The following is a 15,688-nucleotide window of genomic DNA, read 5'->3' as shown; positions in this document are numbered from 1 at the left end:
CACAACCGGAGGTTCCACATGTCCACAGCACGCACCCGCCTCGCGCTCGCCCTCAGCGCGACGGCGATCGCCGCCCTCGCGCTGGCCGGCTGCGCCTCGAGCGACCCCCTCACGGGGGACGACGGCACCACCGACGAGCCCGGCACGTCGGGTCCGATCGTCATCGGCTCGCAGGCGTACTACTCGAACGAGATCATCGCCGAGATCTACGCGCAGGCGCTCGAAGGCGCGGGCTTCGAGGTCGAGCGCAACTTCAACATCGGGCAGCGCGACGCCTATATGCCTTCGATCGAGGACGGGTCGATCGACCTGTTCCCCGAGTACACGGGCAATCTGCTGCAGTTCTTCGAGCCCGACACGACGGCCACCACGTCGGACGACGTCTACGCCGCGCTGCAGGAGGCGCTGCCTGAGGGAATCACCGTGCTCGACCAGTCGTCCGCGACCGACCAGGACTCGTACAACGTGACCGCGGCGTTCGCCGAGGAGAACGACCTCGTCTCGATCGCCGACCTGGCCGGCATCGACGGCCTCGTGCTCGGCGGCGCTCCCGAGCTCGAGGAGCGCCCCTACGGTCCGTCCGGCCTCGAGGAGGTCTACGGCGTGACCGTCGCGTTCCAGGCGACCGGCGACACCACCGTCGACGAGCTCGTCGCCGGCAACATCCAGGTCGCGAACGTCTACAGCGCCGACCCGCTCATCGAGACGCAGGACCTCGTCACGCTCGAAGACCCCGAGGGCCTGTTCCTGGCGTCGAACGTCGTCCCGGTCGTGAGCGCCGACCTCGCCGACGAGATCGCCGACGTGATCAACGCCGTCAGCGCCGCTCTCACCCCCGAGGGACTGGTCGCGCTCAACGTGCAGTCGACGGTCGACCAGATGTCGTCCGACGACATCGCGGCGGCCTGGCTCGCCGAGAACGGGCTCGACTGATCTGACCACGCGGAAGGGTCGGGCGGATTCGCCCGGCCCTTCCGCCAGCCGCCAGCCGTCGGGCGCCGCCGGCCCGCCCGTCTGGTGCGAAGGGCGCGTCGGCGGACGCGTCAGCGCGCGGTCACCTGCCGGCGCGACCGCGAGCGCGCCACGAGCCCGGCGATCACTCGCCATCCGACGAGGAACATACAGAGCGTCAGGGTGGCGACCACGATGAACGCCACCGCGGTCCCCTGGCCGGAGGCCGCGCGCAGCAGCATCCCTCCGACGACCGTCGCCGCCCAGACTCCGAGCCCGGTGCGAACCGGAGCCGCCGGGGCGCGCCACGCGAGCGTGATGAGCCAGCCGGCCACCAGGCCGACGAGGAACGGCCACGCGGTGATGCCGAGGCCGATCAGCCAGTCCTCGCCGTGGCTCGCGCGCCCGATGGCGGCGAACGCCACCACGAGCATCACGTCGAGCGCGAAAGAGCCGGCGACGACGCGCCAAGCCGGCTGCGGCATCCGATCCTCGGTCATCACGAAGCCATCGCGGTCGTCCGCGGACGCAAGTCGGGCGTGAGCGCCTCACGCTCGTCGAAGACGAAGCACTCGCCGTTCCAGTGGGCGCCGCCCACGTTCTCGAAGTAGCCGAGGATGCCGCCCTCGAGCTGCAGCGCGTCGACGCCGTTCTCGCGCAGGTGGATCGCCGCCTTCTCGCAGCGGATCCCCCCGGTGCAGAAGCTCACGACGGTCTTGCCCGCAAGATCCCCACGGTGCGCGGCGACGGCTCCTGGGAACTCGGTGAAGCGCTCGATGCGCCAGTCGACGGCGCCCGCGAACGTGCCGTAGTCGACCTCGAAGGCGTTGCGCGTGTCGAGCAGCACCACCTCGCGGCCGGTGTCGTCGTGCCCCTCGTCGAGCCAGCGGCGCAGCGTGTCGGGCGTGACCGCCGGCGCGCGCCCCGCCTCGGGCCGGATGGCCGGGTGGTCCATGCGGATGATCTCCCGCTTGAGCTTGACGAGCAGGCGTCGGAACGGCTGGGCATCCGACCAGCTCTCCTTGGTCGTCAACGCCGCGAAGCGCGGGTCGGCGCGCAGGTCGTCGACGAAGCCGCGGACGGCGTCGGGGCCGCCCGCGAGGAAGAGGTTGATGCCCTCCTCCGCGAGCAGGATCGTGCCCTTGAGCCCGGCCGACTCCGCACCGGCACGCAGCACCGGGCGCAGTGCCTCGCGGTCGTCGATCCGCGTGAACAGATACGCCGAGATGTTCAGGACGGATGCCACGCCACAAGCCTACGTTCCGCCCGGCACCGCACGATCCGGGCAGCCGCGGGGGCGCGGGTAGACTCGCCACGTCGCGCTCGCGGCCCCTCCCGCCGGTTCTGCCCGGTTCCCGCGCGCAACGGAGAGCGCCCGCCCCCGACTCCCGGAGCATAGCCATGCCCGCTGCACCCGTCACCACGCCCGACAGCCCGTCCCGCTACCGCATCGAGCCGACGGTGCTGCAGGCGCTGCGCAGTCCGCGCATCCTCACGCGCGAGCTGCTCGCCGGCCTCGTCGTCGCGATCGCGCTCATCCCCGAAGCCATCGCATTCTCGGTCGTCGCGGGCGTCGATCCTCGCGTCGGCCTCTTCTCGTCCTTCGTGCTCGCCGTCGTCATCGCCTTCACGGGCGGCCGGCCGGCGATGATCACGGCGGCCGCCGGCGCCGTGGCCCTCGTGATCGCGCCGGTCTCGCGCGAGTACGGCATGGACTACTTCATCGCGACCGTCATCCTCGCGGGCATCCTGCAGATCCTCCTCGCCGTGCTCGGCGTCGCGAAGCTCATGCGCTTCATCCCCCGGAGCGTCATGGTCGGCTTCGTCAACGCGCTCGCGATCTTGATCTTCGTGTCGCAGCTGCCGCAGCTCATCGACGTGCCGTGGGCGGTCTACGTGCTCGTCGCGGTCGGGCTCGGCATCCTCGTCCTCTGGCCGCGCATCACCCGCGCGGTGCCCGCCCCGCTCGTCACGGTGGTGCTGCTGACCGCCGCGGTCGTGGTGTTCGGCATCTCCGTGCCGGACGTGGGCGATCAGGGCGACCTGCCGCGCAGCCTGCCGGAGCTGCTGATCCCGAATGTGCCCCTGACGTGGGAGACGCTGCAGATCATCGCGCCCTACGCGTTCGCGGTCGCCCTCGTCGGCCTGCTCGAGTCGCTGATGACGGCGAAGCTCGTGGACGACATCACCGACACGCACTCGCGCAAGACCCGCGAGGCGTGGGGGCTCGGCGTGGCGAACCTGGCCTCCGCGTTCTTCGGCGGCACCGGGGGCTGCGCGATGATCGGCCAGACCATGATCGGCGTGAAGGCGTCGGGCGCCCGCACTCGCATCTCGACCTTCATGGCCGGCGTCTTCGTGCTCGTCCTGGTGGTCGCGCTCGGCGACGTCGTCGCGATCATCCCGATGGCCGCGCTGGTGGCCGTGATGATCGCCGTTTCCGTCGCGACGTTCGACTGGCACAGCGTCCGCCCCTCCACGCTGAAGCGGATGCCGCTGAGCGAGACGCTCGTGATGGTCGTGACCGTCGCGCTCACAGTGTGGACGCACAACCTCGCGGTCGGCGTCATCGCCGGCGTGCTCGCGGCGATGGTGCTCTTCGCGCGCCGCGTAGCCCACTTCACGACCGTCACCCGCACCGTCGACGGCGACGTCGCCCGTTACCGGGTCGACGGCGAGCTGTTCTTCGCGTCGAGCAACGACCTGACGACGCAGTTCGAGTACGCGTCCGATCCGTCGGACGTGGTCATCGACATGACGCGTTCGCATGTGTGGGATGCCTCGACGGTCGCTGCCCTGGACGCGATCGTCACGAAGTACGAGCAGCGCGGCACCACCGTCGAGCTGGTCGGCATGAACGAGGCGACCACCGCCTTCCACCGCCGGCTGAGCGGTGGCCTCGCCAGCAGCTGAGTCAGCGTGGGCGTCAGGTTGGTCGCTCCGACGAACGCGCGGGCGAGGCGTCACCCCTCCGCATCGGGAAGCAGCGCGGGGCATTCGCCGCCGGGGTCGGTCGCGATCTCGAAATGCCAGCGCTCATTGGCATAGATCTGGCACAGCCCCCACCCGGCGCCGTGCTCGATGAGCCAGAACTGGGCATCGAGTGGGCCGACATCGACGGCGTGGCCGGTCACGTGGTGCGAGCGGTCGGGGGTGGCGACGAATTGCCGCGCGATCTCCTCGCTTCCGTACGTCGTGATGGCGTCGTCGAGCAGCCACTGCTGGTACTCCCGGCTCCGCCACCCGCCGGTGATCTCGAACCTCACCCCGTCAGCCGCCGCAGCGGCGGCGGCCCCGCGCACCGCATCGCGCAGGACGGGGTCGAGGTGGGCGATCGCGGGCAGCGAGTCGTCGTCGATGGCGGCCGCGGACGCGAGCTCGCCCGCGGCCGAACTCGGCACGAACCGCGCGGACAGCGCCTGTGCGGGGCTCCACAGGTAGGCCGCGGTCACGGCGCCAGCGGCGAGCAGCACGGCAGCGATCACGCCGGTCGCGACGAAGGACGCGCGGCCGCGACGAGCGGGCGGACGCACGGGGGATGCGGTGAGGAGTGACATGCGACCATCCCACGCGGGCGTGTGTTGCGACGGCGTACGCGGATTCGCATACACCCGCGATATAGGCGGCGACCTAGGCTGGTCGCCATGCGCGTGCTGATCGTCGAGGACGAGCTGTACCTCGCCGAGGCCATCCGCGACGGACTCCGGTTGGAGGCGATCGCCGCCGACCTCGCGGGCGACGGGGACACCGCGTTCGACCTGCTCGCCGTCAACCTGTACGACGTGGTCGTGCTCGACCGCGACATACCTGGCCCGAACGGCGACGAGATCGCCCGCCACCTGGCGGCCCTGCCGGCGGGTCCGCGCGTGCTCATGCTGACCGCGGCCGACCGGCTGGACGACAAGGCGACCGGCTTCGAGAGCGGCGCCGACGACTACCTCACCAAGCCCTTCGCGCTGCGCGAACTCGTCCTGCGGCTTCGCGCGCTCGGGCGACGGCCGGCCGCCGGGACTCCGCCGGTGCTCGAGTTCGGCGCCCTGCGGCTGGACCCGTTCCGCCGAGAGGTCTACCGCGACGGGCGCTACGTCTCGCTCACCCGCAAGCAGTTCGCGGTGCTCGAGGTGCTGCTGGCCGCGCAGGGCGGCGTCGTCAGCGCCGAGGACCTGCTCGAGCGCGCGTGGGACGAGAACGCCGACCCCTTCACCAACGCCGTGCGCATCACGATCTCGACACTGCGCAAGCGCCTGGGCGAGCCGTGGGCGATCGAGACGGTTGCCGGCGTGGGCTACCGGGTGAGTGAGGTGACGGATGCCGCGGGGTGAGGCATCCGCTCCCCGCACGGGGCGTCCGCGCGGGCTGTCGGTGCGGGTGAAGCTGACGCTGAGCTACGCCGGCTTCCTGGTCGTCGCGGGGGCGGCGCTGTTCGCCGTCGGCTTCCTGCTGCTGCGCTTCGTGCCTGAGGGGAACGTCTACGTCGTGGGCGGCGGCTGGGCGCCGAATCGCACCAACCTCGTCGAGGTCTTCGTGCGCTACGCGTGGTGGGCTCTCGCCGGGCTCGCCGCATTCGGGCTCGTGGGCGGCTGGCTGCTCGCGGGACGCATGCTCAGACCGCTCGACCGCGTCACCGACGCCGCCCGCCGCGCGCGCGACGGGTCACTCGACCACCGCATCGACTTGCCCGGCGCCCGCGACGAGCTGACCGAGCTCGCCGACGCCTTCGACGCGATGCTCGGCCGCGTGCAGCAGACGCTCGATGAGGAGCGCCGCTTCGCTGCCAACGCCTCGCACGAGCTGCGCACGCCGCATGCGATCATCCGCACGATGGTGGAGGTCGCGCGGGCCGACCCCGACGGCCGCGACGTCCACGAGGTGCTCCGGCGCATCGGCGACACCAACGACCGCGCGATCGCGACGACCGAGGCCCTGCTCGCGCTGGCCCGCGCCGGACGCGGCGGAACCTGGACGCGTGAAGCGGTGGACCTCGCGTCGATCGTCGCCGGAGCGGTGGAGGAGGAGACAGCGGATGCCGCGGCCGCCGACATCCGCATCGACACGTCGCTCACGCCGGCGACCGCGCTGGGCGACCGCACTCTGCTCGGGCGGCTGGCCGCGAACCTCGTGCGCAACGCCGTCGTGCACAACGAGCCGGGCGGCTGGGTGTCGGTGACGACGGGGCGCACCGCTCGGTCGGCCGAGCTCATCGTCGCCAATACCGGCCCGGTCCTCGATCCCGCCGTCGCCGACACCCTCGTCGAGCCGTTCGTCCGCGGCGCCGGACGCGCGCGCGGCGCCGAGACGGAGCGCGGCGCGGGCCTCGGACTCGCGATCGTCGCGGCCGTCGTGCGCGCCCACGACGGTGTGCTCGACATCACCGCCCGTCCCGGCGGCGGGCTGCACGTGCGCGTGGAACTCCCCCGCTCAATGCCCCGCCGCGACTGACCCCGCGATCAGCGCGTGGGCTGCGGCATCCGGTCCGGCCGTGCCAGGGCGCGCACCGCCGCGCACACCAGCCGCACAGCCGTGACGACGATCACACCGATCGCCGCGCCGACGGTGTTCCACAGCACGTCCGCCGGGTCGGGCACGCGACCGGGGATCGACCGCTGCGCGTACTCGACGCACGCCGACAGCGCGAACCCGCCGAGGATGGCGAGCGGCCACCACCGTCGCCCCAGCAGCAGGGCGATCGTCGCACCGAGCGGCACGAACATGATCGTGTTGAGCACGCGCTCGGCATCGCCGTACGGGAACCAGGCGAGCAGCGGCGCGGAGGCGGCATCCACCGCGCTCAGGAACGCGCCGCGCGCCGGCGCGACCAGGGCGCGCGGGCCGAGCGTGAGGATGCCGACGGCCGTGACGGCGAGCGCCGCCGCGATGGCGCGGGCGGCGCGGGTGGGCGCGGTCGGAGCGGTGTTCGACACGGTTCCTGCTTCCCGCCGGCTCATGTGCCGACAGGTTCAGCCCAGCGGAACCGATGTTGCGGGAGCGTATGCTCCGCGCCCGCTGCGGTCAGCGCAGGAACATCGCGGGGTCGAACTCCTCGATCGGGATGACGCGCACCCGTGGCAGCGGCGCGTCGAAGACCCGGGCGTCGTACTCGAGGTCGAACTTCTCGATGCCCGGCAGCGTCGCGAATCCGGCGTTGCGGAACTCGGTGAACGCGAGCACTCCGACCCGCCGCTCACCGTCGACCAGCGCGGCGACGTCATCGAGGAAGTCGCCGTCGTGGCTCACCAGCATGACGTCGTCGGGCCGGTCGACGATCGCGCGCAGCGTGCGCTGCACCGCGATGTCGACGACCTTCTCGTCGGGTGCGCCCGACAGCGGCACGACCTGGTAGTCCATCGCCTTCAGTGCTTGAACGAACGCCATCGGGATGCCGGTCGTCGCGTTGAGGAAGAACAGGCCACGGGCGGGCTGTCGCCACGTGCGCGACGCGAACGACATGAGCCGGTCCCACCGGGGGCGCTCGTCCGGCTGGGGACGCCGTCCGAGGATCGAGCCCCCGAGCGTCGCGTCGATGTTCTCGCCGTCGACCAGGATCCAGGTCGTCCGTCCGTCGTCGCCCACCACGGGCCCCCTCACCGGGTCCGAGCGGTCGGGAACCCGAGCACGATCCTACGTGCGGGGTCAGCCCGCTGCATCTGCGACCGGGTCGAGGCCCGCGTGCGCGCCCACCTCCGGCGCGACGACGGCTGCGCCCGGCGGTAGCACGTCGTCCCGGACAGTGCAATCCCCAGGCGTGCAGCGAGCAGGCTCATTAGCTTCGAAGAGTCCCGACGAAAAGGAGAGACATCGTGGCCACGACCACCGCGAAGAAGACCGCCCCGACGAAGACCGCCGCAGCGACCTCCAAGAACAAGCGGCGCACGGCCCGAGGCGGAGTCGGCGCCGAGCTGACGAGCGAGCAGAACGCGGAGCACGGGTTCACGGCCTCCGAATCCCTCAGCGAGAACCTGCAGAAAGTGCTCATCGATCTGATCGAGCTGTCGCTCCAGGGCAAGCAGGCCCACTGGAACGTCGTCGGCCGCAACTTCCGCGACACGCACCTGCAGCTCGACGAGATCATCGAGGCCGCCCGCGACTTCGCCGACACCGTCGCCGAGCGCATGCGCTCGCTGCACGCCCTGCCCGACGGGCGCAGCGACGTCGTGGCCGAGACCACCACGCTGCCCGAGTTCCCCCAGGGCGAGATCGCGACCACCGAGGTGGTCGACCTCATGACCGAGCGACTGGATGCCGTCGCCATGACCTGTCGCGACGTCCACGACGACGTCGACGAAGAAGACCCCACCAGTGCTGACATCCTCCACGCGATCCTTGAGCGCGTGGAGCAGCTCTCGTGGATGGTGAGCGCGGAGAACCGCACGCCGAAGCGGTGACCACATCAGGCGCTCGACGCTGCCCACTCTCCTCCGGGACGGTGGGCAGCGCTATTTCCGACGCCGTTCGCCGCACGACGCCGGTGTGAGCGGTAACTCAACCCTTGCCCATCCATGTGGTGAGCGCTAACATCGCACGGAAACCTCTTCCCCACACGCCGCGCCGACGCGGCGAACGAAGGATGTGCGATGAAGCAGCCCCTTGTCCGACGCACGCTCACGAGCCTCACGGCGATCGCCCTCGGCCTGACCGGCGTGATCGCCGCGACCCAGCCGGCGGTCGCCGCCACGACGCTCGTGGCCCACTACCCGCTGACCGAGACGACCGGAACGATCGCGGTCGATGCCAGCGGCTCGGGGCGAGATGGCACCTTCGTGGGCTCGCCCGCCCTCACCGGCGGCGAAGGGGTGCGCCTCGACGGTGCAGACGACCACGTGAAGCTGCCCGACAGTCTGCTGGCCGGCCTCACGTCCATCACCGTCAGCGCCGAGGTCCTCGTGCGGGCTGCGCAGGGCACGCCGTACTTCATCTACGGCTTCGGCAACACCGATTCCGCCGGCGTGGGCAACGGCTACCTCTACTCGACCGGCAACACCTACAAGACCTCGATCGCGTCGGGCAACTGGTCCACTGAGCAGACCGCCAACAGCAGCGCGAACCTCGAGCGCGACGTGTGGAAGACGATCACCTACACGCTGGACGACGCGACCGACACGGCCCGCGTGTACCTCGACGGTGTGCAGGTCGCCCAGAACACCGGGGTCACGATCACACCGGGATCGATCGGCGGCGGCGTGACGACGGCGAACTACCTCGGCAGGTCGGTCTACGACGCCGACAAGCGCCTCGCCGGCAGCCTGCGCGATGTGCGCATCTACGACGCCGCGCTGAGCGCGTCGGAGGTGTCGGCTCTGGTTCCGAGCGACGACACTCGCCTGCAGCGGGATGCTGCGGCTCTGTCACTCGGTGACCTGAGCGGCGTCACCGCGAACCTCACGCTGCCGGCCAAGGGCGCGAACGGCGCCGTGATCGCGTGGGCCTCCAGCGACTCGGCGACCGTCTCCGCCACCGGCGCCGTCACCCGCCCCGCCGCCGGCCAGGCCCCGGCCGAGGTCACGCTGACCGCCACGCTCACACGGGGTGCGGCATCCGCGACCCGTTCCTTCACCGCGACCGTCCTGCCTCTCCCCGGCGGTGACCAGCTCGCCCAGGCCGACCTGGATGCGATCGTGATCCCGAACGCCGACGACATCCGCGGCAACATCACGCTGCCCACGTCGGGCACCGTCAACGGCAGTGACGTGACCTGGAGCGCCTCGCCCGCAGGCGTCATCACGACGAGCGCGCAGGGCAGCACACCCGCCGGCGTCGTGACGCGCGGGGCCACCGACACGGCGGTCACGCTGACCGCCTCCGTCCCCGGCACCGCCGCGACCCGCAGCATCCCCGTCACCGTCACCGCCGCGCCCGTCGACCTCGACACCGACTACACCGCCGGCTACCTGTGGACGCACTTCGCGGCCGAGGGCGGTTACGAGAAGATCTTCTACGGCTACAGCGAGGACGGCCTGCACTGGTCGAAGCTCAACGACAACAAGCCGATCCTCGCCAACCTGGGTGGCGACCTCGGCGTGCGCGACCCGCACCTCGTGCGCTCCCCCGATGGCGACAAGTACTGGATCATCGGGACCGACCTGCACGCCGAGGGCGGCGGCCCCGGCGGCTCCGGGTGGGACCAGCTCAACGCCAGCCAGAACCTGGTGGTGTGGGAGTCGACCGACCTGGTGAACTGGAGCGACCAGCGCATCGTGTTCGCCGGCTTCGACCAGGCCGGCTGCGTGTGGGCGCCCGAGGCGACCTACAACGAGGCGACCGGCGAGTACTACGTGTACTGGGCAGCGCGCGACCGCACCGACGACGGCACCCCTGACTGGGCGCTGCGGATGTACCTCACGAAGACCCGCGATTTCGTCACGTTCACCGAGCCGGAGATCTGGACGTCGCTCAACGAGAAGGGCGACGGACTCACCGGGCCCAACATCATCGACTCCACCATCGCGCAGGAGGGCGACACCTACTACCGCTTCTCCACCTCCGACTGGCACACGGTCGTCGACACGGCACCCAGCCTGGACGGCCCGTGGACCCGCGAGATCGCTCGGGGCGAGGCATCCGCTCACGGTCTGCGCGCTTCGATGGAAGGGCTCACCGTCTACCAGCTGCCCGACGGCCGCTGGGCCGCGATGGGCGACCAGAGCGGGTACTACGGTCACATCGCCGACACGCTCGACAGTCTGCAGTTCCGTCAGCTGACCGTGGGCAGCGGGGCCGACCAGTACTCGTTCGACCAGCGGTTCCGCCACGGCTCCGTGCTTCGCCTGTCGGCCGCGGAGGAGGAGCGCCTGCTCGAGGCGTACGGCGACGAGCCGGTCGACCCGGAGGAGCCGGAGGAGCCCCAGGAGCAGCCGATCGCCGAGTACACCTTCGACGACGGGACGCTGGCGGACTCGATCGGCGACGCCGACCTGACGAAGAGCGGCACGGCCGCCGTCGCGACCGACGCCGTTCAGGGCCAGGCCCTCAAGCTGGACGGCTCGACCAACGGCTTCGCCGCGTTCCCGACCGGCTTCTTCGACGGCCGCAGCACGATGACCGTGTCGATGGACGTCAAGTCCGAGAAGACCAGCGGCAACTTCTTCACCTTCGCGTTCGGCGCCGACACCAGCAAGTACTACTTCCTGCGGCTCCGCGGCGGCGACGTGCGCAGCGCCATCACGCAGACGTCGTGGCAGAACGAGTCGGCCGTCACCGGAACCGTCAGCAGCGGCCAGTGGCACCGGATCGATGTCGTGTTCGACGGCGCGAAGATGACGGTGTACTCCGACGGCGTCAAGCTCGGCGAGAATGCGACCCTCGGTGCCACGGTGGCCGACCTCGGCGAGAACCTCGTGGGCTACCTCGGCAAGTCGCTCTACTCGGCGGACGGGTACTTCCAGGGCTGGTTCGACAACGTGCGCGTCTACAACCGGGCGCTGTCGGCGGGCGAAGTGCTCGCCAACGCCGGCGTCACCGACCAGCTGCTCGAGGTGTCGCTGTCCGACCCGTCGAAGCTCAAGGTCGCGCCGTTCGTCGACTCCACCGCGCACACGGCCGTGATCCCCGTCGTGAAGGGAACCGACCTCACCGCGCTGGCACCGACCTTCAGCACGGCACCGGGCGTCACCGTCTCGCCCACGTCGGGCACCGTGGTCGACCTGAGCAGCCCGGTCACCTACACGCTGTCCGAGCCGGACGGCGGGACGACCACGTGGACGATCGAGGCGCGGGTCGTCAACAGCCCTGTGCTGCCCGGTCTCTACGCCGACCCGAACATCGCGGTCTTCGGCGACACCTACTACATCTACGCCACGACGGACGGCTACGCCGGCTGGGGCGGCAAGGACTTCTACGTGTGGAGCTCGAAGAACCTCGTCGACTGGGAGCGCTCGGACGAGCCCTTCCTCACGCTCGACGGCGCCAACGGCAACGTGCCGTGGGCGACCGGCAATGCCTGGGCGCCCACGATCATCCAGCGGGACGGGAAGTACTACTTCTACTTCAGCGGGCACAACGCCGCGCTGAACCGCAAGACGATCGGCGTGGCCGTGGGTGACAGCCCCGAGGGGCCGTTCGTGGCCCAGCCCAGCGCGATGATCCTCAACAACGAGGAGGTCACGTCAGGCCAGGCCATCGACCCGGCCGCCTTCCACGACCCGGTGACCGGCACCTGGTATCTCGGCTGGGGCAACGGCGGCAACGCGGCCGTGCTCGCCGAGCTGAACGACGACATGATCTCGCTCAAGACCGGGACGTATCAGCGCATCAACGGCCTCACGAACTTCCGTGAGGGTGTCTTCTTCAACTACCGCCAGGGGCTCTACCACCTGACGTACGCGATCGACGACACCGGGTCGGAGAACTACCGCGTCGGGTACGCCACGGCGACGAGCATGAACGGGCCGTGGACCTATCGCGGCGTGATCCTGCAGAAGGACCTGTCGCTCGGCATCAAGGGACCCGGCCACAGCTCGATCATCAATGTGCCGGGGACCGACGACTGGTACATCGCCTACCATCGCTTCGCGATCCCGGGCGGCGACGGCAACCATCGCGAGACGACGATCGACAAGCTCGAGTTCGGCGCCGACGGCCTCATCAAGCCGGTGGTCCCGACGCTCGAGAGCGTCGCACCGCAGACGATCGACCTGCCCGAGACCGGACCGCAGATCGAGGTCACCACGACCTCGCGCTGCATCGCGGGCAAGGTGACGCTCGTCGTGCAGGCGAAGAACGTCGACGACGTCGCCGCGACCCTCGCCGTCCGGACGACCTACGGCAGCAAGACCGTCGTGGTCCAGCCGGGCAAGACGACGTCGCAGGCGTTCACCACGCGCCTCGCCAACATCGAGGCCGGCACGGTGTCGGTCACGGCGGATGCGACACGCGACGGCGAACCGGTCACCTCGGTGACCGAGGCGTCGTACGGACTGCAGACCTGCGGCTGAGCGCGCGGCGGTGATCACGGGCCGGGTGCCGTCGTCGAGACGGCACCCGGCCCGTCGCTACTCTGTTGCGATGGACGTGCACGGCGGCGGGAGCCGCCTCGCCTGGACCGACGTGCCGGTCTTCGTTCGCACGCGCATCGAGGAGATCGTCGGCGCGTCGGTGATCGCGACGACGACTGCGGCCGGCGGCTTCTCCCCCGGCCTCGCCGCCAGCGCGGCGCTCTCCGACGGACGTACCGTGTTCGTGAAGGCGGTGGGCACGGCGACCGGACCGGGCAGCGCCGATCTGCTGCGCCGCGAGCGCGACAACCTCGCGAGACTCGGCCCGCTCCCGTGCGCCTCGCGCATGATCGCGTCGAGCGACGACGGCGACTGGGTCGCCGTCGTGTTCGAGCACGTCACCGGCCGGGCGCCGAATCCTTCCGTCCCAGGCGAACGCGCGCGGATGATCCGGGCGTTCGAAGAGGCTGCGGCATCCCTCACCCCGTCCCCCATCGAGGCGGAGACGTTCGCGGCCAGGGCCCCCGACGACCTCGACGGCTGGGCGAGGACCGAACCGGACGACCCGGCGGCGCGCATCGACCCGTGGATCTCCGCGAATCTCGAGGCCGTGCGGACCCTGGCAGACGGATGGCGGGATGCCGCGGCCGGCGCCTCTCTCGTGCACGGCGACCTTCGAGCCGACAACATGCTGATGTCGGGCGACGACGTGGTGATCGTCGACTGGACCGAGGTCTGCGTCGGCGCACCGTGGCTGGACTGGGCGCTCGCAGTGCCGAGCGTGTGCCTGTTCCCCGGCACGCCGTCGCCCGACTCGGTGTTCGCGGAGTCGACGCTCGCAGCCACCGCGCCCGCGGCAGGCGTCACGTCGATGGTCGCCGCCGTCGCGGCCTACTTCCTGCGCTCCTCGGTGCGCCCGGTCGTGCCCCAGCTGCCGGCCCTGCGCAACTTCCAACGGGAGCAGGGTGTCGTCGCAGCCGCCTGGCTGCGCGAGCGCGTCGACGCCGGGCTCAGCTGAGGTGGCGTCACCGCTGCGTCCGGGGTCTCACTCCGCCGTCGCGGTGCGCACCGGCGACAGGAGCGCAATGAGGAAGGCGGTCGCGAAGACCGCGGCGATCCCGAAGAGCACGGCGTTCAGGTCGGCCAAGGACGCCGCCGTCCCGCCCGCGATCGCGCCCAGTGCGGCGAACGTGCGGTTCGCGGAACGCAGCGTGCCGTTCACCCGTCCGAGCAGGGCGTCCGGCGTCACGATCTGCCGGAAGCTCATCTCGTTCGCGTTCTCCACTCCCGCCGCGAAGCCCTGCAGTGCGAATGCGGCGAAGAGCGCCACCAGCGCACCCGTTCCGGCCGCCCCGGTGTCGGGGATGAGCGCGATCGTCGCCCACGCCACCGGGTAGAGACCGCGGGCGCACGTGACCACCGCTCCGGCGCCGAAGCGACTGCCGGTGCTCGACGCGATCGCCGCGCCGAGCAGAGTCGCCGCACCGCCGGCCGCGAAGAGCAGCCCGTAGGCGAACGGCGACAGTCCGAGAGCCCGCAGTGCGAAGACCGCGAGAACCGTGAGGCCCGCGGCGTTCGCGAAGAACCAGACGTGGGTCGACCACGCGAGGGGCGTCAGTGTGCGGTGCCGATATGACCAGCGCAGTCCCTCGGCGATCTCGCGGCGCAGCGAGCGCTCGGCGCGGCCACACTCGAGGCTCTCGGAGATGCGCGCGCCGGCGATGAGCACGGCATCGACGATATAGGTCACGGCATCGACCGCGATCGCGAGCGGTGCGCCGATGAGGCCGACGAGCCCACCGCCGAGCGCGGGTCCGGCGGTCTGCGCGGCAGCCTCGGCTTGATCGAGCCGGGCGTTGGCGGCGAGGAGCGCGCGCCGCTCGACGATCTGCGGCAGAAGCGACTGGGTCGCGGCGAACCCGAACACCGCGAACGAACCGAAGAGCAGGAGCAGCCCCACGAGCACCCACACGTGCAGGAGCCCCGCCAGCCACAGCACCGGGATGAGCGCCAGGCTGACGGCCCGGCCGATGCTCGCCCACACCAGGACCCGCTGGCGACGCCACCGGTCGACATACACCCCGGCCACCAGGCCCAGAAGCGCGTAGGGGACGAACTGCGCTGCCGCGACGATCCCCACCTCGAACGGATCGGCCTCGAGCACGCCGACGACGAGCACCGGCATCGCCACAGCGGTCAGCGCCGTTCCGAAGGCGCCGATTGCGACGGCGGAGAAGTAGCGGGCGAACGCCGGGCGGCGGAAGAGTCCCTCCTCGCGCTCGGTACGTCGTCGTCTGTCCAGACTGTCAGACGGCGCGGCGGCTGTCCGAAGAGACATCGACGACCCGCCGTCTCATCCTGTTCGGATGACGCGCGCACCCGTATCCCTGTCGATAAAGTCGTGCGCATGGCATCAGGACATCACCAGCAGGAGGCACCGCACGGCGGTGTGCTCAGCGGCAACGGCAGCCCGGCGCTCTGGGGCGCGCTGCTCGGACTCATCATCTTCGCGTTCGTCGCCGTGCCGATCTCGGCGGCCGTGCGCTTCGCCACGCACCCCGCCACGCAGCAGCTCTTCGGCGGCCGTCTCTCGGAGGCGACCACCGGCGGCTACGTGGCCTTCTGGTGGATCGTCGCGATCCTGCTCTTCGCGCTGCCGTTCCTCGTCGGCTGGGCCGTCGCCAAGCTGTCGGGCAAGACGCTCGCCATCGTCGGCGCGATCCTCGCGGCGTTCTTCATCGCCATCCTGATCATGGGGCAGCTGTTCGTCTTCTGACGTGAGCGGTGGGCGGCGGCATCCCCCGCCGCCC

Annotated in this window: 14 protein-coding genes; 8 read left to right on the top strand and 6 right to left on the bottom strand. The window is 70.9% G+C overall.

What is annotated here, in order from left to right; genetic code table 11:
• Positions 1-18 precede the first annotated feature (18 nt).
• Positions 19-933 carry an ABC transporter substrate-binding protein gene (locus MK786_RS04340; protein ID WP_241111015.1) on the top strand — a complete coding sequence of 305 codons (915 nt, stop codon included), beginning with the start codon at positions 19-21 and terminating at the stop codon, positions 931-933.
• 110 nt (positions 934-1,043) lie between these two features.
• On the opposite strand, the gene MK786_RS04335 is transcribed toward MK786_RS04340, so the two are convergent.
• Both MK786_RS04335 and MK786_RS04330 read right to left on the bottom strand, forming a co-directional pair.
• Positions 1,044-1,436: a DUF3054 domain-containing protein gene (locus tag MK786_RS04335; protein WP_241111014.1), complete on the bottom strand. Its 393-nt coding sequence runs from the start codon at positions 1,434-1,436 to the stop codon at positions 1,044-1,046.
• 14 nt (positions 1,437-1,450) lie between these two features.
• Positions 1,451-2,197 carry a sulfurtransferase gene (locus MK786_RS04330; RefSeq protein ID WP_241111013.1) on the bottom strand — a complete coding sequence of 249 codons (747 nt, stop codon included), beginning with the start codon at positions 2,195-2,197 and terminating at the stop codon, positions 1,451-1,453.
• Between the two features lie 155 nt (positions 2,198-2,352).
• Between MK786_RS04330 and MK786_RS04325 the strand changes: the two genes are divergently transcribed.
• Positions 2,353-3,864, top strand: coding sequence for a SulP family inorganic anion transporter (locus tag MK786_RS04325; protein WP_241111012.1), 1,512 nt, complete (start codon positions 2,353-2,355; stop codon positions 3,862-3,864).
• A gap of 50 nt (positions 3,865-3,914) precedes the next feature.
• Here the strand turns inward: MK786_RS04325 and MK786_RS04320 are convergent, their stop codons facing one another.
• A complete protein-coding gene (locus MK786_RS04320) occupies positions 3,915-4,508 on the bottom strand; it encodes a M15 family metallopeptidase (RefSeq protein ID WP_241111011.1) in 594 nt (197 codons plus the stop codon).
• Between the two features lie 87 nt (positions 4,509-4,595).
• On the opposite strand from MK786_RS04320, the gene MK786_RS04315 reads away from it, so the two are divergent.
• Both MK786_RS04315 and MK786_RS04310 read left to right on the top strand, forming a co-directional pair.
• On the top strand, positions 4,596-5,273 hold the full coding sequence (locus tag MK786_RS04315) for a response regulator transcription factor (protein WP_241111010.1): 678 nt from the start codon (positions 4,596-4,598) through the stop codon (positions 5,271-5,273).
• Positions 5,260-6,390 (top strand): HAMP domain-containing sensor histidine kinase, encoded by a 1,131-nt coding sequence (locus tag MK786_RS04310; RefSeq protein WP_241111009.1) that lies wholly within the window; start codon positions 5,260-5,262, stop codon positions 6,388-6,390. Before MK786_RS04315 ends, MK786_RS04310 begins: the two co-directional genes overlap by 14 nt.
• Positions 6,391-6,398: 8 nt before the next feature.
• Here the strand turns inward: MK786_RS04310 and MK786_RS04305 are convergent, their stop codons facing one another.
• Together MK786_RS04305 and MK786_RS04300 are read right to left on the bottom strand one after the other, a co-directional pair.
• On the bottom strand, positions 6,399-6,872 hold the full coding sequence (locus MK786_RS04305) for a VanZ family protein (protein ID WP_241111008.1): 474 nt from the start codon (positions 6,870-6,872) through the stop codon (positions 6,399-6,401).
• A gap of 88 nt (positions 6,873-6,960) precedes the next feature.
• Entirely contained in the window at positions 6,961-7,521 is a 561-nt protein-coding gene (locus MK786_RS04300) for an NYN domain-containing protein (RefSeq protein ID WP_241111007.1), read from the bottom strand.
• Positions 7,522-7,748: 227 nt separating this feature from the next.
• Here MK786_RS04300 and MK786_RS04295 point away from each other — a divergent pair, with 227 nt between their 5' ends.
• The 3 genes from MK786_RS04295 to MK786_RS04285 all read left to right on the top strand — a co-directional run bounded on the left by MK786_RS04295 (position 7,749) and on the right by MK786_RS04285 (position 13,896).
• On the top strand, positions 7,749-8,333 hold the full coding sequence (locus MK786_RS04295) for a Dps family protein (RefSeq protein WP_374200422.1): 585 nt from the start codon (positions 7,749-7,751) through the stop codon (positions 8,331-8,333).
• Between the two features lie 189 nt (positions 8,334-8,522).
• Positions 8,523-12,878 (top strand): family 43 glycosylhydrolase, encoded by a 4,356-nt coding sequence (locus tag MK786_RS04290; protein ID WP_241111006.1) that lies wholly within the window; start codon positions 8,523-8,525, stop codon positions 12,876-12,878.
• Positions 12,879-12,948: 70 nt separating this feature from the next.
• The gene (locus tag MK786_RS04285) at positions 12,949-13,896 is read left to right on the top strand and encodes a phosphotransferase family protein (RefSeq protein ID WP_241111005.1); all 948 of its coding nucleotides are present in this window, start codon (positions 12,949-12,951) and stop codon (positions 13,894-13,896) included.
• Positions 13,897-13,923: 27 nt separating this feature from the next.
• On the opposite strand, the gene MK786_RS04280 is transcribed toward MK786_RS04285, so the two are convergent.
• Positions 13,924-15,216: an MFS transporter gene (locus MK786_RS04280; protein WP_241111004.1), complete on the bottom strand. Its 1,293-nt coding sequence runs from the start codon at positions 15,214-15,216 to the stop codon at positions 13,924-13,926.
• 69 nt (positions 15,217-15,285) lie between these two features.
• Here MK786_RS04280 and MK786_RS04275 point away from each other — a divergent pair, with 69 nt between their 5' ends.
• Positions 15,286-15,654: a hypothetical protein gene (locus MK786_RS04275; protein WP_241111003.1), complete on the top strand. Its 369-nt coding sequence runs from the start codon at positions 15,286-15,288 to the stop codon at positions 15,652-15,654.
• Positions 15,655-15,688 lie beyond the last annotated feature (34 nt).

The sequence above is a fragment of the Microbacterium sp. CFH 31415 genome (assembly GCF_022538185.1).
Classification (GTDB): domain Bacteria; phylum Actinomycetota; class Actinomycetes; order Actinomycetales; family Microbacteriaceae; genus Microbacterium.
This window is presented reverse-complemented; position numbering and strand designations above follow the sequence as displayed.

What these genes read in the sequence shown, in the direction of transcription:
- MK786_RS04340 (WP_241111015.1), top strand. Translation starts at nt 19, where the DNA reads ATGTCCACAGCACGCACCCGCCTCGCGCTCGCCCTCAGCGCGACGGCG.
- MK786_RS04335 (WP_241111014.1), bottom strand. Translation starts at nt 1,436, where the DNA reads ATGCCGCAGCCGGCTTGGCGCGTCGTCGCCGGCTCTTTCGCGCTCGAC.
- MK786_RS04325 (WP_241111012.1), top strand. Translation starts at nt 2,353, where the DNA reads ATGCCCGCTGCACCCGTCACCACGCCCGACAGCCCGTCCCGCTACCGC.
- MK786_RS04320 (WP_241111011.1), bottom strand. Translation starts at nt 4,508, where the DNA reads ATGTCACTCCTCACCGCATCCCCCGTGCGTCCGCCCGCTCGTCGCGGC.
- MK786_RS04315 (WP_241111010.1), top strand. Translation starts at nt 4,596, where the DNA reads ATGCGCGTGCTGATCGTCGAGGACGAGCTGTACCTCGCCGAGGCCATC.
- MK786_RS04310 (WP_241111009.1), top strand. Translation starts at nt 5,260, where the DNA reads ATGCCGCGGGGTGAGGCATCCGCTCCCCGCACGGGGCGTCCGCGCGGG.
- MK786_RS04290 (WP_241111006.1), top strand. Translation starts at nt 8,523, where the DNA reads ATGAAGCAGCCCCTTGTCCGACGCACGCTCACGAGCCTCACGGCGATC.
- MK786_RS04285 (WP_241111005.1), top strand. Translation starts at nt 12,949, where the DNA reads ATGGACGTGCACGGCGGCGGGAGCCGCCTCGCCTGGACCGACGTGCCG.
- MK786_RS04280 (WP_241111004.1), bottom strand. Translation starts at nt 15,216, where the DNA reads ATGTCTCTTCGGACAGCCGCCGCGCCGTCTGACAGTCTGGACAGACGA.
- MK786_RS04275 (WP_241111003.1), top strand. Translation starts at nt 15,286, where the DNA reads ATGGCATCAGGACATCACCAGCAGGAGGCACCGCACGGCGGTGTGCTC.